The following is a 22,128-nucleotide window of genomic DNA, read 5'->3' on the forward strand; positions in this document are numbered from 1 at the left end:
CCGGCGGTCCTACCCCACCCGCACCGCGGCGTCCCGCATCAGCACTCCCCCACCCGTGCGCTCGACGCGGCGCGCCGAGCGGGGCGCGGGCGCGACCGGCCGGCCCACCCGGGCCACGTGCACGATCCGCTCCGGCGCCACGTCCAGCAGCGTGCCGAGCGCGTCCCGGGTGGCGGCCACGTCGACGAGCTGACTGAGCGGATGCGCGGCCAGCCCGGCCGTGTGCAGCGTCAGCCACATCCGCATGAGCACGCGTCCGAACTCGACCTGCCCGGCCGCGTCCAGACCGGGCGGCGCGACGAGCGCCAGCACCCCGCCGCCCTGCGCCAGCGGGTCACCGCCCGCGGCGGCGAGCAGCCGGGGCAGCCCCAGCGGGCGCAACGCCGGGTACGCCGCGAGCGCCGCCCGCAGTCCGGTGGCAGTGGCCCGGCCCAGCCCGAGGCACCTGTCACTGAGCCCGTCCGCCCGGTAGCGCGGGCCCGACCGGTCCAGGCGCAGCCAGCGGCGCAGCTCCGCGACCACCGCCGGGTCGGCGTACACCTGCCGGTCGGCCGTGCGCAGCAACGCGCGCAGCCGCCCGGCCGCCGGCACGGCACGGACCGCGCCACCGGCCCGCCGGGCGACCGCGTCCACGGCCGCGACCACGTCGGCGTCCGGCCCGGCGGTGAACCGGCCCCGGTGGGTACGCCGGTCCCACACGTCGGCGGTGCGGAACGGCGTCCGGTACGGCTGCCGTCCCGGCCGCAGCCGCCCCACCCGCCGGTCGGACTCGTCGTGGTCGGCGGCCCAGTCCAGCCTCAGCCCCACGTCGGCGGCGACGATCAGGCAGGTCTCCACGAACGCGCCCAGCGACAGCCGCAGGTCGCGCCCGGTCGGGTCGCCCGCGGGAAGCGCGTCGGCCGGATCCCAGCCGACGGTGATCGCCCAGCGCTCGTAGCGCAGCCGCCACGGCTGGGTGTTGTGTGCGCTCGGCGCCCGCCAGCACAGCGGCTCCAGCGCGTGGAACGCGGCGAGGTCCATGCTCACCGCTCCCTGGCGTAGAACGTGTAGCCGTGCAGCGGGCACCCGCCGAGGCGCCGGTACTGGGCCGCCGACGCCGGGTTGTCCCGCCCGACGTACGTGCTGCGCAGCGCCGTGTAGCCGCCGTCGTGCAGGTTGTGGTGCAGGTGCGCGGAGAGCAGCCGCTGGTAGCCGCGCCCCTGGAACTCCGGCACCACGCCCTTGACGATCAGCACCGCCTCCCGCCGGTACCGGCGGCGGGTGGCCAGCAGCCGCAGCTGGTTGACCGGGTTCAGGTCGCCGCGGACCGCGACCAGGAAGTCGCTGATGTCCGGCACGCAGAGCACGAACGCCACCGGCCGCCCGTCGCGGGTCAGGTAGAGCAGGAGCGACTCGTCCAGCAGGTACGCCAGGCCGTCGGTCTGCCGCCGCAGTTGCGCCGAGGAGATCGGCGTGTAGTAGCCGAGCTGGGCGAAGGAGTCGTTGAGCATCCGGCGCAGCAGGTCGAGCTGCTCGTCGAGCCGCCGCGTGTTCCCCCGGTGCAGTTCCAGCCGCGCGCCGTCGGGCTGGACCCCCAGCGCGGGCGGCGCCTCGACCGGCGGCGGGACCGGGCAGATCCACGTGTCGGAGACGAACCGGCCGGTGAACCCGTTCTCCTCGTACGCGTCCGGGTAGTACGGCGGGTTCCACGCGCTGTCCACGAAACCCCGGTCGGCGTACCCGGAGGTGATCACGCCGCCGGCCTGGTTGGGCAGCAGCGCCACCGGCCCGAACAACAGGTCCCGGCCGGGCGTCGCGTACGCGCCGATCGCGTCGAACAGCGGCCGGGCGGCCGGCGCGGTGAACTCGGTGAGCCCGAACAGCTGGCAGCGGCGCCCCATCTCGGCGTCGAAGTCCGCGTCGGTGTGCAGCGTGGTCCGCCCGGCCACGGCGCCGGTGGCGTCGCGCAGCACGTACATCGGCACACCGTCGCGCCACCAGCGGCGGATCTGCTGCCGGGGCGTCGGCACGTACCGGGGCTCGTCGGCGTACAGCCGGTCGGTGAGGGCGAGGAAGTCGCGCAGGCCGCGCCGGCCGGTCACGCGCTCGAACCGGTGGCCGGTCACCGGCGCACCGCCGGTCCGGTCGTCTCCGCGCCCAGCGGCGTGAACCGCTCGATGTGGCCCATCGCGCCGTCCTCGGCCCGCCACGCGCCGTTGGAGTAGCCGTCCGGGGAGGCGGTGTAGAGCCGGATGAACCCGGCGGTGGCGTTGCGGTCGCCGTCGGTCAGCCACATCATCAGCTTGCGGTGGTGCCGGGTCCGGGCGAAGCGCAGCAGCGCGTCCCGGTCGGTGAAGAACGCGATCGTGCCGAGCGTCAGCGGGAACTGCCAGTAGACGGTGTGCCAGCAGTAGCCGGACATCCGGCGCATGTCGCGCACCATCCGGATCCAGTCGGGGGCCAGGCGCAGCAGCACCAGCGGGTTCGCGTACCGGGTGCCGCCGATGAACATGGCGCCGGCGCGGGCCTGCGCGGGGGCGCGGGAGAAGTCACGGGTACGCATCGCTCACCTCACCAGGTAGACGTTCTTGAGCTTCTGCATGTCGGCGAACGGGCCGCCGTCCGGTTCGTGCAGCTCGACCCGCAGGTCGCCGGCGGTCGGGTCCTCCACCAGGGACTGCGCGAAGTCCCGCGACACCGAGGTCAGGTGCGCGCGTACCCCGTCGCGGCAGGCGTCGGCGAGCGCCGCGCGTGCCGCGGCGTCCAGCGGGCGGCGCAGCTCGACGTGGATCACCGGCCGGGTCTCCAGCGCCGCGTCCTCGTGCAGCGTGAGACAGAACCTGTTGATCTCGGCGGCGTACGGGTTGCCGGTGTAGAGGCCGTACTCGACGTCCTGCGGGTAGAGGTTCGCGCCCAGGTAGGACACGGTGGAGTCGCTGCGGCCGAACAACAGCAGCAGCGGCAGCGTCATCCGCTCCTCGGACACCGCGGTACGGAACTCGGCGCGGCGTACCGGGTCGGCGTTGGCCAGCTCGACGATCCGCCGGTACGGCACCAGCAGCGCCTCGTCGCCGACGTTGTAGCGCAGCCGGGGCTGGAGCACGTGCGGGCTGGCCACAGTGCAGAGCAGTTCCCGCCGCTCGTTCGTCTCCAGGTAGGTGGCGAACGGGTTGTACTGGAACACCATCGGCAGCCGCTGCTCGCCCCGGCCGAGCAGGTCCGCGCGCAGTCCCGCGTCGGTGCGCAGCCGCCGCCGCAGCCACACCGTGAACCGGGTCTCGGCGCCGATGCCGATGGTCAGGTCCGACGCCCCGTACGCCGACCGCACCCGCACGAACCGCTGCTCCAGGTAGTCGCGCAGTGCCTCGGTCATCCCCTCGCCGCCGCAACTGGCGAAGATCCGGTACCGCGACCACTGGAAGTCCTCGGCGTCGAGCCGGTCCCGCAGGTGCTTGAGGAACGGCGGGTACGCGGTCACGAGGTAGTCGTGGCCGGGACCGAACTCGCGCAGCGTGTCGACGATCTTCCCGAGGTCCGGGCCGGTGTTCTTCACAGTCGCGATCCGGGCCATCGCCGCGCCGGTGGTGGTGCCGGTCGCCCAGGCGCCCATCGAGTACGCGTTTATGACGAACGGGCGGCGCATCGGGAACGCCAGTCCGGTGTAGCCGGCGATGTCCCGGTGCACCGCCCGTAGTTCCCGCTCGCCGCGTGGCCAGTTGAACGGCCGCCCGGACGAGCCGGCCGACTCGTCGACCACCACGCCCCGATCCGGCATCCGCCCGTCCCGGCAGCGGGCGGAGGCGTCGTACGCCATGACGTACCCGTGCTTGTCGGTCTCCGGGAAGTCCCGCAGCCGGCGGCGCAGGCCGCCCGGGCGGGCCCGCAGGAACGCCTGGTAAGCAGGCACCCGCCGGGCGGCCCGCACGCAGGTCGACCGCGCGTTCGCGGCGGCGAGCCGGTCGAGGACCGGGTGGTGGCGCCGGGCCAGCCAGCGCCAGCCGGCCGGGTGGTGGGCGACGAGCCGGGCCAGCGCGGCGACCGCGCGGCCGGCGGGGGCCAGCGCGGCCTCGGCGGGCAGGGGCGTGTCGACGGTACGTGCAGCGGCGTGTCGGTGCAGCGTCTCGGCCATGACAAGCATCCTGTCGACGCCGCCGCGCCCGCACATGAGCGACGGGACGGTACTGCGCTGAGTACGCGTACCCAGTCACCGCCGGATGGCGAGCCGAGCTCGCCATCATTACCGTCAGTCACCATCGCGACACATGCCTAGCCCGCCGCCCGGAGCCGGGTGGAGACTCCGCCGCATGGAGAACGTGGAGCGTGAGCGCACGAACGAGCGCTTCGAGAAGGTGGCCGAGGAGACCTCGGAGACCGTGACCCACGCGGCCACGGTGCTGGAGGAGGAACTCGCGGCGGGGCTGGCCGGCGCCCGGCGGCTCGAGGAGAAGCTGACCGAGAGCCGGCGCGTGGACCCGGAGGCGTTCGACGAACTCGTCGCCCGGGTCCGCACCGACGGGCACGCCCTGATCGACACCGTGGTCGGGCAACTGAAGATGGCCGACGACCAGCGCGGCGAGGTGATCCGGCGGTACACCTCGGATGCCCACGACGCGCTGGACACCGTACTCAATCTGGCGCGGCTGGCCCCCGAGGTCGCAAACGGGCTCGCGGACCGGCTGGCGTCGCCGGCCCCGAAGCGGCCGACGGACCGGTAGCCGCGCGATGGCGCCGACCACCGGGGTGGCCGGCGGGCACGTGGAACGGATGCTGGAGCGCTATCGCGGGCTCGCCCTCGGCGCGCTGCTCGACGACGTGCCCGACGGCGGCCCGCGATACCTCTACGACCTGGTCGCGGAGTACCCACGGCGGTGGGGCAAGGGGCTGCGCGCCGCGCTGTGCCTGGCCACGTGCCGGGCGTTCGGCGGCGGCGACGCGGTGGGCCTCAACGCCGCGGTGACTGTGGAGCTGTTCCACAACGCCTTCCTCATCCACGACGACATCCAGGACGAAAGCGAGCAGCGGCGCGGTGGGCGGACCCTGCACGCCGAGTACGGCGTGGGCGTGGCCCTGAACGTCGGCAATATGACGAACCTGCTGGCGTTGCGGCGGCTGGCGGCGAATCGGGCGGCGCTCGGCTCCGGGATCGCCTGGCGGCTGTTCACCGAGACCGAGCTGATGATGCGCCACTCGCTGGAGGGGCAGGCCATCGAGATCGGCTGGATCCGCGACAACGTGTGCGACCTGGACGCCGACGACTACTACCGGATGTGCCTGAAGAAGACGTCCTGGTACACGTGCATCTACCCGTGCCGCACGGGGATCCTCGTGGCGACCGGCCGGGAGAACGCGGTCGACGTGCTGGACCGCTACGGCTGGTACCTGGGTGCGGCGTTCCAGATCCAGGACGACGCGCTCAACCTCACCGGCGACTACGCCCGGTACGGCAAGGAGATCGCCGGTGACCTGTGGGAGGGCAAGCGCACGCTGATCCTGATCGACTTCATGCGGCGGTGCACACCGGAGGAACGCGAACGGCTCGTCCGCCTGCTGAGCCGGACCCGTGCGGAGCGCACCGACGCCGAGGTGCGCTGGCTGCACGGGCGGCTGCTCGCGTACGACTGTGTGGAGTCGGCGCGGCGCAGCGCCCGGGATCTCGCGCTGGCCGCCCGGCGCGAGGGTGAGCGGGCGCTCGGCGACGCTGCCGACACCGACGACGGCCGTTTCCTGCTGGAGCTGACCGACTACGTGGTGGAACGCGCGCGTTAGCCGCCCAGGATGCCGCGCAGCCAGGTGAGCTGTTCGCGCTGGTGCTCGGCCTCGCCGCCCTCGTGGTCGTTGAACTCGTACACCCGCACGTCCTTGTCGCCGCCGTAGCGGTGGTAGGCGGCGAAGCAGGTCGACGGTGGGCAGACCTGGTCCCGCAGGGCGATCGAGAACAGCGCCGGCGCGGTCGCGCGCGGCGCGAGCACCGCGGCGTCCAGGTAGGACAGGGTGCGGAACACCTGGTCGGCGCGGTCGCGGTGCAGCGCGAGGTAGTCGACGACCTCGGCGTACGGGCTGTCCGGGCCGGCGACGCGCACGCCCCGGCGGATGTCGCACAGGAACGGCACGTCCGGCATGACGGCGGCGACGTCCGGGCACAGCGCGCCGGCGGCGAGAGCGAGGCCGCCGCCCTGGCTGAAGCCGGTGACCGCCACCCGCGCGGGGTCGACGGCGGGGTGCCGCCGGGCGGCCTCGGCGAAGCGCACCGCGTCGGTGATGAGCCGCCGGTAGTAGTGGTCGGCCGGGTCGGCGACGCCCCGGGTGAGGAAGCCGGGCACGGTGCCGGCCGGGTAGGGGTGCGGGTCGGGCGTGCCGCCGGTGGCGGCGCTCCAGCCCTGGCCCCGGCTGTCCATGATCAGGTGCGCGAAGCCCGCCGCCGCCCAGAACAGCTTCTCGTGCACCAGGCCGCGGCCCCGGCCGTAGCCGAGGTACTCGACCACGCAGGGCAGCGGCCCGTCGGCCCCGGCGGGCAGGTGCAGCCATCCGCGTACCGGCTCGCCGCCGAAACCGGGGATCGTGGCCGCGTACGTGCGGATCTGGGTCAGGCCGGTGTCGACCGGCTCGTAGACCGCCGCCTCCGGGTCGCCGCCGCCGCCGAGGGTGCGCGACCAGAACGCGTCCAGGTCCGCCGGCACGTCCAGCTCCGGCCGGTACGCGAGGCAGCCGGCCAGGTCGAGGTCGGTCAGCGGCACGACGCGGCCTCCCGTACGGCGGAGGCGAACCAGCCGGTGATGGTGCTCGGGTGGGTGATGGCGGTGCCGACCACCACCGTCCACGCGCCCGCCCGCAGCGCCTGCGCGGCCTGCTCCGGCGTGTGGATGCGTCCCTCGGCGACCACCGGGACGTCGACCGCGGCGGCGAGCCGGGCGACCAGGTCCAGGTCCGGCCCGTCGCCCTTGGTGGTGTACGCGGTGTAGCCGGCGAGCGTGGTGCCGACCAGGTCGGCGCCGGCGGCGGCCGCCGCGATGCCCTCGTCCAGCGTGGAGCAGTCGGCCATCACCAGCGCGCCGGTGCGCTCGTGCACGGCCGCGATCGTGTCGGCGAGGGTGCGGCCGTCGGGCCGGGGCCGGGACGTGCCGTCGAGCGCGACGACGTGCGCCCCGGCGTCGGCGACGGCGAGCGCGTGCTCCAGCGTCGGGGTGATGAAGACGTCGTCGTCGCCGTCCTTCCAGAGCCCGATCAGCGGCAGGTCCACCGCCGCGCGGATGGCGGCGATGTCAGCCAGTCCCTGGGCGCGGATGCCGGCGGCGCCGCCCCGGGCGGTGGCGAGCGCGACCCGGCGCATGGTGTCCGGGTCGCGCATGGGCTCACCCGGGTACGCCTGGCAGGAGACGACCAGGCGGTCACGGAGCTGGTCGACGAGCGCGTTCATGAGACCTTCCAGGCGAGCGAGGCGGCGCCGAGCAGCGGCGCGTCGGGGCCGAGGGTGGAGGCGAGCACGGGCACGCCGGCCAGGCCGGGCAGCGTCTCGGCGCGCACCGCGTCGCGCAGTGCCCGCCACCACGGCTCACCGAGGCCGGTGACGCCGCCGCCGATCACCACGGCGGCGGGGTCGAGCACGTTGACCAGGCCGCCGACGGCGGAACCGGCAGCCGCGCCGCCGAGCCGGACGACCTCCCGGGCCGCCTCGTCGCCGTCCGCGGCGAGCGCGGCGACGGCCCGCAGGTCGGCCACCGGCCGGCCGGTACGCCGGACGTACTCGGCTGCGAGCGCGGGACCGGCGGCGATCGCCTCCAGGTGCCCGCGCCCGCCGCACGTGCAGGCAAGCGTTCCGGCGTACGGGGACGGCTGGTGCCCGGCGTGCCCGGCGGCGCTGTGCGCACCGGCGAGCACCGAGTCGCCGAGGACGAACGACGCTCCGACGCCGGTGCCGACGGCGACGTAGAGCACTGTGTCGTACCCGGCGGCGGCGCCGTGACGCGCCTCGCCCAACGCGTGGGCGTGCACGTCGTTGATCACGGTGACCGGCACGCCCAGGCGCCGGCTCAGGTCGCCGCGCAAATCCGTGCCGGTCCACCCGGTCAGCACGTCGGTGGCGGACAGCACCAGGCCGGAGCCGCTGTCGATGACTCCGGCGCTGCCGACGCCGAGCGCCCGTACGACGCCCGGCGCGTCCGCCCGCAGCTTCTCCACCAGGCCGGCGGCGGTGTCGAGCACCGCGGCGGCGCCGGAGCGACCAGGCGTCGGCGCGGTGCGCCGGCCGACGACCTCTCCCCCGGCGGTGACCAGGGCGGCGGTGGTCTTGGTGCCGCCGATGTCGAGCGCGGCGACCAGACCGGTCGTGCTCACCTCGGGCATGGTCAGAGCAGCCCGGCCAGTTCCAGCTGGGTACGCACGCGGCCCGTCTCGGCGGCGTCCAGCGGCCGCAGCGGCAGCGACACCGCGTTGCCGGCGATGACGCCGAGCAGGGACAGCGCGGTCTTGAACGCGCCGACGCCCCGGGTGGCGCCCGCCGAGGTGGCCGGGTCGGCGGCGTCGACGATGCGGAACAGCCGGGTCAGGCGGTCCTGCTCCCGGCGGGCGGCGGCCCAGTCGCCGGCCATGCAGGCGCGGTGCAGCCGCACGTACCCGGCCGGGTCCACGTTGCCCAGTCCGGGCACCGAGCCGGAGCCGCCCGCGAGCATCATCGCGTCGACCACCACCTCGTGGCCGGTGAGCAGGCTGAAGTCGCGCTCCGGCGCGTGCTCGGCGACGGCGAGCGCCAGCTGGCGGAACGCGACGTCGTCACCGCTGGAGTCCTTGACACCGGCGAGCACGCCGTCGGCGGCGAGCCGGGTCAGCAGGTCGACGGAGAGCTTGCTGTGCACGCAGACCGGGATGTCGTACGCCAGCAGGGGAAGCTCGACCGCCGCGGCGACCGCGCGGAAGTGCCGCTCGATCTCGTGCGGGCCGACGATGGCGTAGAACGGCGCGGTCACGACCAGGCCGTCCGCGCCCAGCCGGGTGGACGCCTCGGCCCGCTCCACGACCCGGCGGGTCGTGGGTTCGATGCAGCCGGCGATGACCGGCACGGCACCGCCGGCGGTCTTCACGATGGTCTCCAGGGCCAGGTCCCGCTGCCGGTCGGTGAGGAAGACCGTCTCGCCGGAGCTGCCGAGGGCGAAGATGCCGTCGACGCCGGCGTCGAGCAGCCACTCGACCAGCCGTTCCAGCGAGTGGACGTCGACCTCGCCCTCATCGGTCAGGGGGGTCACGGCCGGCGGCACGACTCCGGCGAACCGCGGGGCTGGGGTGGTCACAGGTTCTCCTCGACAGACTCAGTTGTGGTGCGGCCGGTCGCCGAGGTGGCGAGCGCGACCAGTTCGGTGTTGGCGGTTCCGGCGGGCACCGGGTGGTGGCAGCGGAACTCGTGGCCCTCGCCCTCGGCGGGGCGCGGCGCCGGCATGTCCACGGCGCAGCCGTCGGTGGCGGCCCAGCAGCGGGTCCGGAACGGGCAGCCGCTCGGCGGCCGGGTGGCCGACGGGACCGGGCCGACGAGCGGAATGGGCTCGATCGGGGAGAGCAGGCCCGGCGTGGCCGAGAACAACGCCCGGGTGTACGGGTGCCGGCCACCCTCGGGCAGCAGGTCGGCGGGCGTCTGCTCGACGATGCGGCCCAGGTACATGGTGACGACCCGGTCGCTGACCCGCTTGACGGTCTGGATGTCGTGCGACACCAGCACCATCGCCAGGCCGAGCCGGTCCTTGAGGTCCAGCAGCAGGTTGAGGATCTGGGCCCGCACCGACACGTCGAGCGCGCTGGTCGGCTCGTCGGCGATGACCAGTCCCGGTTCCAGGGCCAGCGCGCGGGCGATTGACACCCGCTGGCGCTGGCCGCCGGAGAGCTGGCTGGGCAGCACGTCGGCGACCGAGCGGGGCAGGCCCACCAGGGCCATCAGCTCGGCCACCCGCTGCTCGCGCTGCTGCCGGGTGCCCCGGCGGTGCACATCGAGCGGGTCGCGCAGGATGTCGCGTACCGGCATGCGGCGGTTCAGCGAGGTGGCCGGGTCCTGGAAGATCATGCCGACGCCCGCGCCGATGTGCTCACGCCGCTCGGCGGCGCTCATCGACCACACGTCCTTGCCGGCGAACGACACCGTGCCGGCGGTCGGCCGTTGCAGGCCGACGAGCACCTTTGCGAGCGTCGACTTGCCGCAGCCGGACTCGCCGACGATGCCGACCGTCTCGCCGGCCCGGATGACCAGGTCGGCGCCGGTGAGCGCGTAGACCTTCTCCCGGCTGAACATGCCGCCGCCGCGCGCGGCGTGCACCACGTGCACGTCGCTCAGCTCGGCGATCGGCCGGTGCTCGGCGGTGGCGCTCATCGGGCCGGCTCCTTCTCGCTGACGGTGACGGCGGGGTGGTGGCAGGCGTACCCGTGGCCGTCCGTCCCCTCCAGGGCGGGCGCGGTGTCCCGGCAGATATCGGTCGCCATCGGACAGCGGTCGGAGAACCGGCAGCCCTTCGGGAAGTCGGCGGGTGACGGCACCACGCCGCGGATCTGGGTGAGCCGTTCCGCGCCGGTCTCCAGCGACAGGACGGAACCGAGCAGGCCGCGGGCGTAGTGGTGGGCGGGTGCCTCCATCACGTCGGCGGTCACGCCGGTCTCCACGATCTGCCCGCCGTACATCACCACGACCCGGTCGGAGACATCGCTGACCAGGGCGAGGTCGTGGCTGACCAGGATGAGGGCGAAGCCGAGCCGCTCGCGCAGGTCCAGCAGCAGCTTCATCACCTGGGCCTGCACGGTGACGTCGAGCGCGGTGGTCGGCTCGTCCGCGATGATCAGCTTCGGGTCGCGGGACAGCGCCATGGCGATCACCACGCGCTGCCGCTGCCCACCGGACAGCTCGTGCGGGTACGCGGCGAGCGTGCGCTGCGGGTCCAGTCCGACCAGCCGCATCAGTTCCTCGGCCGAGCGGGTGCCGCCGCGGCGGATCATCTGGGCGAGCTGGGCGCCGACTCGCAGCGCCGGGTTGAGCGCCGACAGCGCGTCCTGGTAGACCATGGCGATCTCGCGGCCCATCAGGGCGCGGCGGCCCCTGGCGTTCAGCTTCAGCAGGTTCGTGTCCTGGAAGCGGATCTCGCCGCGTACCCGGGCGCCCTGCGGCAGCAGGCCCATCACGGCCAGGACGCTGAGCGACTTGCCCGAGCCGGACTCCCCCACCAGGCCGACGACCTCGCCGGGGCGGACGTCGAAGGAGAGCCCGTCGACGATGTCCACGCCGCGGTGGCGGCCCTCGAAGCCGATGGACAGGTCGCTGACCTTAAGGACCGGCTTGCCCTGCGGCAGCGGGCGGGCGCGTTCGCGCAGCCGCTGCGCCGCCTCGGCGAGACCCGGCAGCTCGACCACCTCGCCGGTGCCGGGCTTCGCCTGCTCCAGCGCGTCACCGCTGGTGGTGGACGTGGCACGGCGCGCGGCCGGGGCGGCCCACGCGTCGGACATGCCCTCGGAGAGCACGTTGAGCGCCAGCACGGTGAGCAGGATCAGCAGGCCGGGGAAGAACGTGGCCCACCAGCCGCCGATCTGCACCATCTCCTTGCCGAACGCGATCACCGAGCCCCACGAGGAGGCCGCCTCCTGCGGGGCGAGACCGCCGCCGATGAAGGACAGCGACGCCTCGAAGACGATCGCGTCGGCCACCATGACGGTGACGAAGACGAGGATCGGGGCGGCGCAGTTGCGCAGGACGTGCCGCCAGAGGATGTGCGGTCGCCGGGCACCGATGATGCGCTCGGCGGCCACGTAGTCCTCGCCGTACTGGGACAGCACGTTGGCGCGGACGATGCGCGCGACCGACGGCGTGAACACGAAGCCGATCGCGATCACGAGGACCAGCAGGCTGTTCTTGCCGAACGAGATGATCAGCAGCGCGGAGAGCACGATCGTGGGGAAGGCCATGACCACGTCGAGGCAGCGCATGATGATCTCGTCGACGACTGTGCGGCTGCTGCCGGCGACGGCGCCGAGGATCGCGCCGAGCACCAGCGCGATGCCCGCCGCGCCGAACCCGACGACCAGGGAGCGCCGGGTGCCGGCGACCAGCCGGGAGAAGACGTCGCGGCCGAGCTTGTCCAGGCCGAACCAGAAGTCGCCGTTCGGGCCGATCAGCGCCGGCCCGAGCCCGGTCTGGGTGGGGTCGTGGCGCAGCAGCAGCGGGGCGAGCACGCCGACCACGACGATGAGCGCGACGAAGCCGAGCGCGAACCGGGCCGCGAGTCCGAGCCGGGCGAAGGCCATGCCGGGGCGGGACAGCCGCGTGGTGAGGGACCGGCGCATCAGTGGCCTCCGCGCAGTCGGGGGTTGGCGAAGAGGTAGAGGATGTCGACGACCAGGTTCACCAGGACGAAGCACAGCGCGATGGTCAGCACGGTGCCCTGGGCGAGCGCGGTGTCGTTCTGCTGGACGGCGCTCATGATCTGGGTGCCCATGCCTGGTAGCGAGAAGATGGCCTCGATGACGACGGTGCCGCCGATGAGGTAGCCGATCCGCAGGCCGAGCGCGGTGAGCGGGTTGACAAGCGCGTTGCGCAGCACGTTGCGGCCGATCACCACGCGCGGCGGCAGTCCGGCGCCGATCGCGGTGCGGACGTAGTCCTTGTCGAGTTCCTCGACCATCGACGTGCGGACGATGCGGGCCAGCGAGCAGCCGACCGGTACGGCCAGCGCCAGAGCGGGCATGGCCAGCGACTGCAACCACAGACCGACCGAGTCGGCGGGGTTGACGTAGCCGCCGGTCGGGAAGATCGGTCGGCGGACGGAGAACTCCTGGATGAACAGCAGGGCCAGCCAGAACGAGGGCGTGGCGATGCCGGCCATGGAGACGATCCGGATGACCTGGTCGGGCCAGCGGTCCCGGTACAGGGCGGCCGGGATGCCGAGCGCCAGCGCGATGACGAGCGCGCCGACGACGCCGAGCGCGGTGAGCTGGATGGTCAGCGGCAGCGCCATGGCGATCTTCTCGGCGACCGGGACCGACGGCGGGAACGTCATGCCGAGGTCGCCGCGGACGAGGTCGCCGAGGAAGTGCAGGTAGCGCAGCGGCAGCGGGTCGTTCAGGCCGTTGGCGGCACGGAACGCCTCGACCTGCGCCGGCGTGGCCTGGTCACCGAGGACTGACAACGCCGGGTCGATCGGGGAGAACTGCATGATCACGAAGACGAAGAGCGTGATGCCCAGCACCAGGGGGATCAGCGTCAGGAATCGTCGTGCGACCAGGTTCAGGACGGTCAGCATGGATTCTCTTTCTCGTGGCGGGGCGCCGGGACGTCCCGCCCGGCCGCACGGGTCACGTGGGCCGGGCGGGACGTCTGCGGGGCCGGAACCCCGCGCGTGGGCTCAGCCGGTCCGGCCGGTGCCCAGGAAGTACAGGCCGGTGGTGGAGGCGCCGGAGAAGCCGTCCACCTTGGCCGGGTCGTACGCGGTGACGACCTTGGTGTGCAGGATCGGGTACAGCGGCACCTGGTCCGCCGCCATGTCCAGGGCCTGCTTCCACAGCGCCTTGCGGGCCGTCTCGTCGGAGGTCTGCGCGGCCTTGTCCAGCAGGTCGCCCATGGCCTTGCGGTCGGCGTCGCTCCAGCGGTAGCGCTGGCCCGGCCAGGTCTCGCCGAAGTAGTACCAGCGCATCAGCAGGTCGGTGTCGACGCCGAAGACGCTCGGGTCACCGGTGGCCATGAGCACCCGGAAGGTGTCCTTGGGGACGATGTCGCCGTAGATGGCCGAGGACGGCACGGTGTTCAGCGTGGCGTTGACGCCGATCTTCTTCCACTGCTCGATGACCAGCGGGGCGACGTCCTTGACCACCGAGCTGTCGGTGGTGTCGAGCCGGAACGACAGGTTGGTGACGCCGGCCTCCTGGAGCAGGGCCTTGGCCTTGTCCGGGTTGTAGTCGTAGACGGTGGCGGCCTTCTGGTAGGCCTTGTTGCCCTCGTCGAGGTAGCTCGTCGCCGGGCTGCCGTAGCCGTTGAGCGCGGTCTTGATGACCGCTTCCTTGTCGATGGCGTAGTGCAGGGCCTGGCGCACCCGCTTGTCGCTGAACGGCGCGGCGGAGTTGTTGAACATGAGGAAGACCTGGTTGAAGGCCTGCTTCACGTCGATCGTGTACTTGCCCTTGAGCGAGTCGACGTTCAGGTAGGGCACGGCCTCGATGGCCTGCACCCGGCCGCCCTGCAGGTCCGACACGCGGGCCGACGCCTCGGTGGTGGTGTTCCACGTCATCGTCTCGACCTTGGCGGCGCGCGGGCCGTTGTAGTTCGCGTTCTTGCTCAGCTTGATGCCGGATTCCTTGGACGCGCTGTCCACCTTGAACGGGCCGGAGCCGATAGGGGCGGTGTCGAACGCCTTGGCCGCGGCGGCGTCGCCGGTCTTGGCCTTGGGGACGATCTTGATGACCGCGATCCGCTCGCTGAACAGGGCGAACGGGTACTTCAGCTTGAACTCGACGGTCGTCGCGTCCTTGGCGGCGACGCTGTCGAGGAACGACACGAAGCCCTGCATCAGCGGCGGTGCCTTCGGGTCCGCGGGCTTGAGCACGCGGGTGAAGGACCAGGCCACGTCCTCGGCGGTGACCGGGGTGCCGTCGGAGAACTTCGCCCCGTCACGCAGCGTCACGGTGTAGGTCCGGCCGTCGGCCCCGGGGGTCGGGTCGCTCTTGGCCAGGGCGTTGTAGGGTTCCCGCGTGATCGGGTCGAGGTCGACGAGGCCCTCGAAGACGTGCTGGTTGACCGCCGTCGCCACGGCCGAGGAGGCGTTGCTGGGATCGAAACCGCTGGAGAGCGTGAAGGCCAGCGTGGCCTCGATGGACGTGCCCCCCTTCCCGTCGCCCACGGCGTTGGTCGAGGCGGGACCGCCACTGCAGGCCGCCAGCGCGACCGCGAGGCCACCCGCGAGGGTGGCGACGGCCAGGGAGCGGACACGGCCCCGGGGGACACGCCGGCTCCTCGACGGCTTACCGGTGGTGCTCACGTAGCTGCCTCCATAGGCTCTTCATGCGCTCGCGTGACCGCTCGCGCTCGGGGATGTGAAGCATAAGGTGTATGACGTCTGACGTCTGATGCCGGTAGGGTGAGGGTGTCAGATTCGGGAACGAAGGGCAAGGGGCAGATGACGACCATTGACGCCAGTCCGCTACGCGGCGCCGAGCGGCCCAGCCCTCGCAGGCAGGAGGTCGCCACCAGGATCAAGGAGTACATCCTGCGCAACCGCCTGAAGCCGGGAAACCTCCTGCCCACCGAGGCGGAACTGTGCGAGGCCGTCGGCGCCAGCCGATCCAGCGTCCGCGAGGCCGTCAAGATCCTCTCCGCGCTCGACATCGTCGAGGTGCGCCACGGCCACGGCACGTTCGTCGGCCGCATGTCCCTCAACGCCCTGGTGGAGAGCCTGACCTTCCGCGGGCTGCTCAGCGGCGAGGACGACCACCGCGTACTGGCCCAGGTCGTCGACATCCGCCAGACGCTGGAGCAAGGGCTGGCCGCCACCGTCATCGACGCCTTGGACGAGCAGCACCGGTCGGAGCTGTCCGCGCTCGCCGACGAGATGCACAGCCGGGCGGCCCGGGGCGAGGACTTCCTCGACGTCGACCGCGCGTTCCACCTGAAGCTGATGGAACCCCTCGGCAACGACCTGCTGGTCCAGCTGACCGAGGCGTTCTGGCAGGTGCAGGCCATCGTCGCGCCCACGCTGCAGACCGAGCCGGAGGACCGGGTCATCACCGCCCAGCGGCACCAGGCGATCGTCGCCGCCCTCACCGCCGCCGACGCGGCGGCGCTGCGCTCGGCCGTCGCCGAGCACTACGCGCCCATCCGGGCGAGCATCGCCCGCGCCGCGCAGACCTGATCCGCCGTACGCCGGGGCCTGTCGTTCGAGCCTGATCGAAGGTCTCTGTCCCGGGGCTCGCCCCGTGCCGAAGCTGTCTTCTGACGGGCGCATCGGGCGCCCCGGACGGCCGAGGTGCATGTCATGGCGGTGGTGTCGCGCCGAACGCGGTCATTGTGGTACGCCGTCGCGGTCCCCGCCGCCCTCGCGGCGGCGGTGGCCGGGGCGCTGGGCGCCCGCCCGGACATCGCGCCGCCGTCCGAGGGTCACGCCTCGGCCGGGCCCCCCGCGGCGAGCGCGGCCGCCGTGCCGGTCCCGCCCGTCTCCGGTACGCCCGCCGAGGTGCGGTACGCCGCCACGCAGGCGCTGATCCGCGACTGCATGCAGCGTCGCGGATTCCGCTACTGGCCGGTGCCCCGGCAGCCGGTGCCGGAGCTGCGCGAATTCCCGTACGTCCTCGATGACGTGTCCTACGCCCGCCGGCACGGATACGGCACCGCCCTGGAACGCCGCCTCCAGGAGACGATGGCGGCCGACCCGAACGCGCGGTACGTACGGGACCTGCCCCCGGAGCGCGGCGCCGCCGCCGTACGCGCGGTGAACGGCGACCCCGGCGAGCCCGACGCCCTGCGCGCGACGCTGCCGGCCGGCGGCGTGCTGCGCCGCAGCAGTCACAGCTGCACCTCCGAGGCGGAGCGACAGCTCTATCGCGACCTGCCCGGCTGGTACCGGGTCACCAGGATCACCGACAGCCTGGCCGGGCTGCGCGTCGGCCGGGTGCTCGCCGACCCCCGCTACGCCGACGGTGTGACCGCGTGGCGGCGGTGCATGCGCGCCGCCGGGCACGACTCCGCCGACCCGGCATCGGCCCGCGCGTCGGCACCCGAGCCGACGTCCGGCTCTGTCACGCCCGGCGAGATCCGGCTCGCGGTGTCCGAGGCGACCTGCGCGACGCGGACCGGGCTCGGCCGGCTCGCCCGGCGGCTCGACGCCGAGCACCGCCGCGCCCTCGACCGGCAGTTCCACACCGAGGTCGCCGAACGGCTCCGCCTGGAGGCCGCCGCGCTGCCGCGGGCCCGCGCCGTGCTGGCCGCCGGCTGACCCACCCCAAGACTTCCGTGGCGGCCCGCCACGGCAGAACCCGACCGGAGGGAAGCACCATGAGAGCAGTACGGTCCGTGCTGGCCACAGTGGCCGCGGCGGCAGCCGCGCTGGCCTTCACCGCCACCGCCGCCCAGGCCGCGCCGCGGCCGACCCCGCACGCCGACGCGCAGCGTGCCGCCGCGGGCAGCGGCTACCTGTACGTCAGCCAGGACGCCAACTGGGCCGGCCGGTGGTGCTGGTGGTACAACGCCGACAACAACTGGGACACGATCAACACGGCGGAGAACGCCAACTGCGACAACAACAACCGGGCCAGCATGCGCAACCTGGCGTCCTCGGCGTGGAACGACTCGAACGGCGGCCGGCCGGTCGCCCTCTACATCCACCCCGACTACACCGGCGCGTACGCCTGCCTGGGCGCCGGCGACGCGTGGGACAACCTCACCGGCGTCTGGTTCAGCTGGGGCTCCAACCGGGACGGCTACATGGCGAACGCCAACGACAACATCGCCTCCCACCGGTGGCGCACGAGCTGCAGCGCGGGCTGAGCCGACACACGGCGGGGCGGCAGCCGTGCGGCTGCCGCCCCGCCCTATCCCTATTTAGTGATAGATGTCAATGTCGCAGACGAGACTGGGCGCGGCGGCACACGTCGGAACACTGTGCGTCATGGGGACGCTGCGCATCCACTTCACGGCCGGGGACCTCAGCCGCACCCGGCTGGCGGCCCGGCCCGATCCACTGTGGGAGATCATCTGCAGCCTGCACCGCCTCCAGACCCGGGCCGGTTACGCGGGTTACGCCCGGTGGCACCGGCAGATCCGCCCGGACCTGGAGCGCGCCGGTCTCGTCCCGGTCGTCCGCGAACGGCTGCTGCCCGTCGCGCCGCTCAAGCGGTACTTCCCCGACTTCCTCACCCCCGGCCCGGTCACCGATCTCGACGAGGGGATCGACCGGGTGCTCGGCACCCCGGCCCGGCGGATCCGCACCGAACTGGGGCGGATGGTGACGCCCGTCGACAGCGCCTGGCTGGTCGACCTGGCCGCCGGCCGGCCCGCCGCGCGACACGGCCTCGGCGACGCGCTGCGCGCCTACTTCCGGGTCGCGCTCGCTCCGTACTGGACGCAGATCACCGCCGCCGTCTCCGGCGACCGGGCGCTGCGCGGGGCCTGGGTCCTCGACAGCGGCGCCGGGCAGATCCTCGACGACCTGAGCCCGGAGACCTCCTGGGATCCGCCGGTGCTGTCCGTGCACGGCTACCCGGAGGACCGGGACATGCATCTCGACGGCCGGGGCATCACGCTGGTCCCGTCGTACTTCTGCTGGCACGCGCCGATCACACTGGCCGATCCCGAACTGCCGCCGACGCTCGTCTATCCGGCGCGCCGGCAGCGACCGGAACCGGCGCCGCCGGCGGGCTCGCAACGCCGGCTCGGTCCGCTGCTCGGCCACACCCGGGTGGCGGTCCTGCGCGCCGCCGCGAGCGGCGCCACCACCGGCGAGCTGGCCCGGCGCGCCCGCATCTCGCCGGCCACGACCAGCCATCACACCACCATCCTGCGCGAGGCCGGGCTGATCACCAGCCAGCGGCACGGCAACCTCATGCTGCACCGGCTCACCGCGATGGGCGAGGCGCTCCTGGGCGAGACGCCCGGGCAGGACGGCTGAAGGCTCGCGAACCGGACGGGGACGTCGACCGGAACCGATCCTTGACGGGCCGGGGTGAAGCCGCCTAGCGTGCAGACATCGGACATCTGACGTCAGATCGATGCCCGATTTCCCCTCCCCCGTCCCGGAAGGAACCACGTGTCCCCTCGCCGCGCCGTACCGCGCCGCGCAACCGTCCTCGCGACGGCCGCCCTCACCCTGCTCTCCGTGCTGCCCGCCACCGCCGCCCAGGCCGCCGCCCCCGCCGGTGTGACCGCCACCGTCGGCGCCGACTGCACCGCCGGCCGGCTGCTGCTCGACCTCGACAACCGCAGCGCCACGACGCAGACCTACACCGTCACCTGGCCGGGTCGCACCGGCTCGCCGTGGACCCGCACGGTCGCCGCCGGTGGCAGCGCCGAGCTGTACTGGACGCTGTCCCCCGGCACGCCGTACACGCTGCGCACCACGACCCCGACCGGTCTGGACGACACCACCAGCGGCATCTTCCACTGCGGCACCGGCATGTCCGCGCTGGCCGGCTTCGACTGCACGAACGGCCGCCTCCAGCTCGCCCTGGAGAACCGCACCACGACGGCCCGGGACTTCACAGTCACCTGGCCCGGACGCACCGGCTCGCCGTGGACCCGCACCGTCGCCGCCGGCGGCAACTACCTGCACTACTGGACCGTCGGCGCCGGCACCCCGTACACGCTGCGGGTCACCGCGCCGGGTTTCGACACCACGCTGCGCGGCACCACCTCCTGCGACCTCGCCGCCGGTAACCCGCAGCTCGCCACCACCACGCTGCTGACCACGCAGACGGTGATCCGCGACCTCAACGGAGCCGGTGGCCGGTACGACGGCACCGTCGCCTCGGTCCGCATCCCCGGCCTGGCCGTCACCAACAACGGCACCGTCGTCGCCGTGGCCGACGCGCGCGTGAACGGCTCGTACGACCTCGGCGGCGGCACCAACAACATCCAGATCGTGATGATCCGCAGCACCGACGGCGGCCGCACCTTCGAGCAGCCCCGCGTCATCCACGCCCCGCCCACCACCAGCGAGGGCGTCGGCGACCCCAGCCTGCTCGTGGACCGCGCCACCGGCGTCGTCTACTGCTTCTTCACCTACTCCCCCCGGCCCGGCATCAGCTTCTGGTCCGGCGGCTCCGGCCTGAACACCGCCGACGACCCGAACAGCATGCACCTGCGTTACATCACCAGCCGGGACAACGGCGCCACCTGGAGCGCGCCGGTCGAGCTGAACCCCGCGGTCAAGGACCCCACCTGGCGGCAGGTGTTCTTCTCCTCCGGCCACGGCATCCAGACCAGCACCGGACGCCTGATCCAGCCGATCGCCTACCGGGACTCCGCCGGCACCAGCCACGCCGCGAACATCTACAGCGACGACCACGGCGTGACCTGGCGCCGCGGCGGATCCGCCGGCGGGAACATCAACGAGAGCAAGGCGATCGAGCGCGGCACCGGCGCGGTGGTGCAGAACATGCGGCACAACTCGACCCGCAGCCGGTTCTACGCCACCTCCGCCGACGGGGGCGCGACGTTCGGTACGGCGACGGCGAGCGCCCTGCTGCCCGACCCGCTGTGCAACGCCGACGAGATGTCCTACCTGCGCCCCGCCGAGGTCGGCGCGAACCGGGCGCCGGTACGCACCCGCACGGCGCTGTTCAGCAACAACGCGCACCCGACCGCGCGCAACGACCTCACCGTACGGCTGTCCACCGACGACGGCGCGACCTGGCCGGCGCGGGCGCTGGTCAAGCCCGGCGGCGCCGGCTACTCGACGATGGCGGTCCTGGCCGACGGCACGGTCGGCAACCTGTACGAGGTGGGCAACACCGGCGGCATCTACTTCGCCCGGTTCAGCCTCGACTGGGTGAAGGGCGCCTGACCGCCGTGTCCCGCCCGGGCGGCGTCGTCCGGGCGGGACACGGTCAGCGCTGCCAGCGGACCACGCCACCGACCACCGTCAGTGCCACTGTCAGGTCCCGCAGCCGCGCCGGTTCGACCCGGTACGGGTCGGTGGGCAGCACGATGAAGTCGGCGAGCATGCCGGGGCGCAACCGGCCCTTCAGGTGCTCCTCGTAGGAGGCGTACGCGCCGGCCTCGGTGAAGCACCGCAGCGCCGTGTCCAGGTCGAGCCGCTCGTGCGGGTCGACGCCGCCGGGCGGGGTGCCGTCGGGCTGCTGGCGGGTCACCGCGGCGTGGATGCCGAAGAACGGGTCGGGGTCCTCCACCGGGGCGTCCGACCCGAACGCCACTGTGGCCCCGGCGTCGAGCAGGCTGCGCCAGGCGTACGAGGCCAGGCCCCGGCCGGCGAGCATCCGGGTGGTGAGCGGGATGTCGCTGGTGCAGTGGGTGGGCTGCATCGAGGCGATCACGCCGTGGCGGGCGAGCAGCGGCACGTCGTCCGGCAGCAGGTGCTGGGTGTGCTCGATCCGGTGCCGCAGCCGCGTTACCGGGCCCGGACCGGCCGACTCGCGCCAGCGCGCGTACGCCCGCAGCACCATCCGGTTCGCCGCGTCGCCGATGGCGTGCGCCGCCACCGCGATCCCGGCCCCGGCGGCTGTCGCCACCAGCCGCTCGAACTCCTCGGCCGGGGTGACGGCGATGCCGTGGTTGCCGGGCTCGCCGTCGTACGGCTCGGTCATCAGGCAGGTGTGCGAGCCGAGCGCGCCGTCGGTGAAGATCTTCACCGGGCCGGTGCTCAGCCAGCGGTCTCCGTCCCCGGTGGCCCAGCCGGCGTCGATCGCCTCGTCCAGGGCGGTGGCGGGGATCGTCTTGTGCACCCGCAGCGGCAGCTCGCCCCGGGCGTACAGCGTCTCGTAGGCGGCACGGGCGTCCTGCCCGTCGAGGTCGTGGATGCCGGTCAGGCCGGCGGCGAGCAGCCGGGGCAGGTGGGCACGCAGCTGCGCGACCAGGTCACCGGCGTGCGGGGAGCGCACCACCGCGTACGCCGCGTCGGCCGCCGCCTCGCGCAGGATGCCGGTCGGCTCGCCGTGCTCGTCCCGCGCGATCTGCCCGCCGGGCGGGTCGGGGGTGGCGGCGTCGATGCCGAGGCGGGCCAGGGCGGCGCTGTTCACCCAGATGGTGTGGCCGTCGATGCTCGGCAGCGCCGCCGGCCGGTCCGGGCAGACTCGGTCCAGGTCGGTGCGGGCCGGCTGCACCGGCCGGGTCCATCTGTTGCTGTCCCACCCGCCGCCGAGCAGCCAGGCGTCCGGCGGCAGCGTGGCGGCGTGTCCCGCGATCCGGGTCAGCGCCTCGTCGAGGCTCGCCGTGCCGCGCAGGTCCACCTGGTCCAGCCCGCGCACGTAGGACGCCGCGTGTATGTGGCTGTCGATCAGCCCGGGCAGCACGGCCATCCCGCCGAGGTCGACGCGGCGCGCGCCGCCGCCGGCCCGGTCCCGGCACTCGGCGAGGTCACCGACGGCGACGATCCGCTCGCCGCGGACCAGCATCGCCTCGGCGTACGGGCGGTCCGGGTCGAGGGTGTGGATGCGGGCGTTCTCGTAGACCGTGCCGCTCATGGGCTCCCCTGCCTC

Annotated in this window: 20 protein-coding genes; 7 read left to right on the forward strand and 13 right to left on the reverse strand. The window is 73.5% G+C overall.

Annotation, left to right across the window (positions count from 1 at the left end; all coding sequences use genetic code 11):
- Window positions 1-9: 9 nt before the first annotated feature.
- From FHX31_RS16770 to FHX31_RS16785, 4 genes are read right to left on the reverse strand one after another with little or no spacing between them, the layout of a single operon-like run.
- Entirely contained in the window at window positions 10-1,020 is a 1,011-nt protein-coding gene (locus FHX31_RS16770) for a nitroreductase (RefSeq protein ID WP_184976732.1), read from the reverse strand.
- 2 nt (window positions 1,021-1,022) lie between these two features.
- Window positions 1,023-2,105 carry a hypothetical protein gene (locus FHX31_RS16775; RefSeq protein WP_184976733.1) on the reverse strand — a complete coding sequence of 361 codons (1,083 nt, stop codon included), beginning with the start codon at window positions 2,103-2,105 and terminating at the stop codon, window positions 1,023-1,025.
- The gene (locus FHX31_RS16780; RefSeq protein ID WP_013285846.1) at window positions 2,102-2,542 is read right to left on the reverse strand and encodes a hypothetical protein; all 441 of its coding nucleotides are present in this window, start codon (window positions 2,540-2,542) and stop codon (window positions 2,102-2,104) included. The genes FHX31_RS16775 and FHX31_RS16780 overlap by 4 nt, the downstream gene beginning before the upstream one ends.
- 3 nt (window positions 2,543-2,545) lie before the next feature.
- Window positions 2,546-4,108 (reverse strand): phenylacetate--CoA ligase family protein, encoded by a 1,563-nt coding sequence (locus tag FHX31_RS16785; protein WP_184976734.1) that lies wholly within the window; start codon window positions 4,106-4,108, stop codon window positions 2,546-2,548.
- 175 nt (window positions 4,109-4,283) lie between these two features.
- Here FHX31_RS16785 and FHX31_RS16790 point away from each other — a divergent pair, with 175 nt between their 5' ends.
- Complete coding sequence (locus FHX31_RS16790; RefSeq protein ID WP_013477142.1) at window positions 4,284-4,694, forward strand: hypothetical protein; 411 nt, start codon at window positions 4,284-4,286, stop codon at window positions 4,692-4,694.
- Between the two features lie 7 nt (window positions 4,695-4,701).
- Window positions 4,702-5,745 (forward strand): polyprenyl synthetase family protein, encoded by a 1,044-nt coding sequence (locus tag FHX31_RS16795; protein WP_013477143.1) that lies wholly within the window; start codon window positions 4,702-4,704, stop codon window positions 5,743-5,745.
- Here FHX31_RS16795 and FHX31_RS16800 read toward each other — a convergent pair.
- The 8 genes from FHX31_RS16800 to FHX31_RS16835 all read right to left on the reverse strand — a co-directional run bounded on the left by FHX31_RS16800 (window position 5,742) and on the right by FHX31_RS16835 (window position 14,963).
- Complete coding sequence (locus tag FHX31_RS16800; RefSeq protein ID WP_184976735.1) at window positions 5,742-6,713, reverse strand: acetylxylan esterase; 972 nt, start codon at window positions 6,711-6,713, stop codon at window positions 5,742-5,744. The genes FHX31_RS16795 and FHX31_RS16800 overlap by 4 nt on opposite strands.
- Window positions 6,704-7,393, reverse strand: coding sequence for an N-acetylmannosamine-6-phosphate 2-epimerase (locus FHX31_RS16805; RefSeq protein WP_013477145.1), 690 nt, complete (start codon window positions 7,391-7,393; stop codon window positions 6,704-6,706). The genes FHX31_RS16800 and FHX31_RS16805 overlap by 10 nt, the downstream gene beginning before the upstream one ends.
- A complete protein-coding gene (locus tag FHX31_RS16810) occupies window positions 7,390-8,319 on the reverse strand; it encodes an ROK family protein (RefSeq protein WP_184976736.1) in 930 nt (309 codons plus the stop codon). The genes FHX31_RS16805 and FHX31_RS16810 overlap by 4 nt, the downstream gene beginning before the upstream one ends.
- Window positions 8,320-8,321: 2 nt before the next feature.
- Window positions 8,322-9,260 carry a dihydrodipicolinate synthase family protein gene (locus tag FHX31_RS16815; protein WP_013285839.1) on the reverse strand — a complete coding sequence of 313 codons (939 nt, stop codon included), beginning with the start codon at window positions 9,258-9,260 and terminating at the stop codon, window positions 8,322-8,324.
- Window positions 9,257-10,324 carry an oligopeptide/dipeptide ABC transporter ATP-binding protein gene (locus tag FHX31_RS16820; protein WP_013285838.1) on the reverse strand — a complete coding sequence of 356 codons (1,068 nt, stop codon included), beginning with the start codon at window positions 10,322-10,324 and terminating at the stop codon, window positions 9,257-9,259. Before FHX31_RS16820 ends, FHX31_RS16815 begins: the two co-directional genes overlap by 4 nt.
- Entirely contained in the window at window positions 10,321-12,279 is a 1,959-nt protein-coding gene (locus FHX31_RS16825) for a dipeptide/oligopeptide/nickel ABC transporter permease/ATP-binding protein (RefSeq protein WP_184976737.1), read from the reverse strand. The genes FHX31_RS16820 and FHX31_RS16825 overlap by 4 nt, the downstream gene beginning before the upstream one ends.
- The gene (locus FHX31_RS16830) at window positions 12,279-13,235 is read right to left on the reverse strand and encodes an ABC transporter permease (RefSeq protein ID WP_013285836.1); all 957 of its coding nucleotides are present in this window, start codon (window positions 13,233-13,235) and stop codon (window positions 12,279-12,281) included. Before FHX31_RS16830 ends, FHX31_RS16825 begins: the two co-directional genes overlap by 1 nt.
- Before the next feature lie 102 nt (window positions 13,236-13,337).
- Window positions 13,338-14,963 (reverse strand): ABC transporter substrate-binding protein, encoded by a 1,626-nt coding sequence (locus FHX31_RS16835; protein WP_184976738.1) that lies wholly within the window; start codon window positions 14,961-14,963, stop codon window positions 13,338-13,340.
- Window positions 14,964-15,101: 138 nt separating this feature from the next.
- Between FHX31_RS16835 and FHX31_RS16840 the strand changes: the two genes are divergently transcribed.
- The 5 genes from FHX31_RS16840 (at window position 15,102) to FHX31_RS16860 (ending at window position 20,477) form a co-directional block, all read left to right on the forward strand.
- Window positions 15,102-15,833, forward strand: coding sequence for a FadR/GntR family transcriptional regulator (locus FHX31_RS16840; protein WP_013285834.1), 732 nt, complete (start codon window positions 15,102-15,104; stop codon window positions 15,831-15,833).
- Window positions 15,834-15,956: 123 nt separating this feature from the next.
- A complete protein-coding gene (locus FHX31_RS16845; RefSeq protein ID WP_184976739.1) occupies window positions 15,957-16,913 on the forward strand; it encodes a hypothetical protein in 957 nt (318 codons plus the stop codon).
- 59 nt (window positions 16,914-16,972) lie between these two features.
- Window positions 16,973-17,464, forward strand: coding sequence for a hypothetical protein (locus tag FHX31_RS16850; protein WP_013285832.1), 492 nt, complete (start codon window positions 16,973-16,975; stop codon window positions 17,462-17,464).
- Window positions 17,465-17,585: 121 nt separating this feature from the next.
- A complete protein-coding gene (locus tag FHX31_RS16855) occupies window positions 17,586-18,584 on the forward strand; it encodes an ArsR/SmtB family transcription factor (protein WP_013477149.1) in 999 nt (332 codons plus the stop codon).
- A 138-nt stretch (window positions 18,585-18,722) separates the two neighbouring features.
- Entirely contained in the window at window positions 18,723-20,477 is a 1,755-nt protein-coding gene (locus FHX31_RS16860) for an exo-alpha-sialidase (protein ID WP_184976740.1), read from the forward strand.
- A gap of 43 nt (window positions 20,478-20,520) precedes the next feature.
- On the opposite strand, the gene FHX31_RS16865 is transcribed toward FHX31_RS16860, so the two are convergent.
- Entirely contained in the window at window positions 20,521-22,113 is a 1,593-nt protein-coding gene (locus FHX31_RS16865; protein ID WP_123109792.1) for an amidohydrolase, read from the reverse strand.
- Window positions 22,114-22,128: the final 15 nt, after the last annotated feature.

The organism is Micromonospora sp. CNZ286, assembly GCF_014207755.1.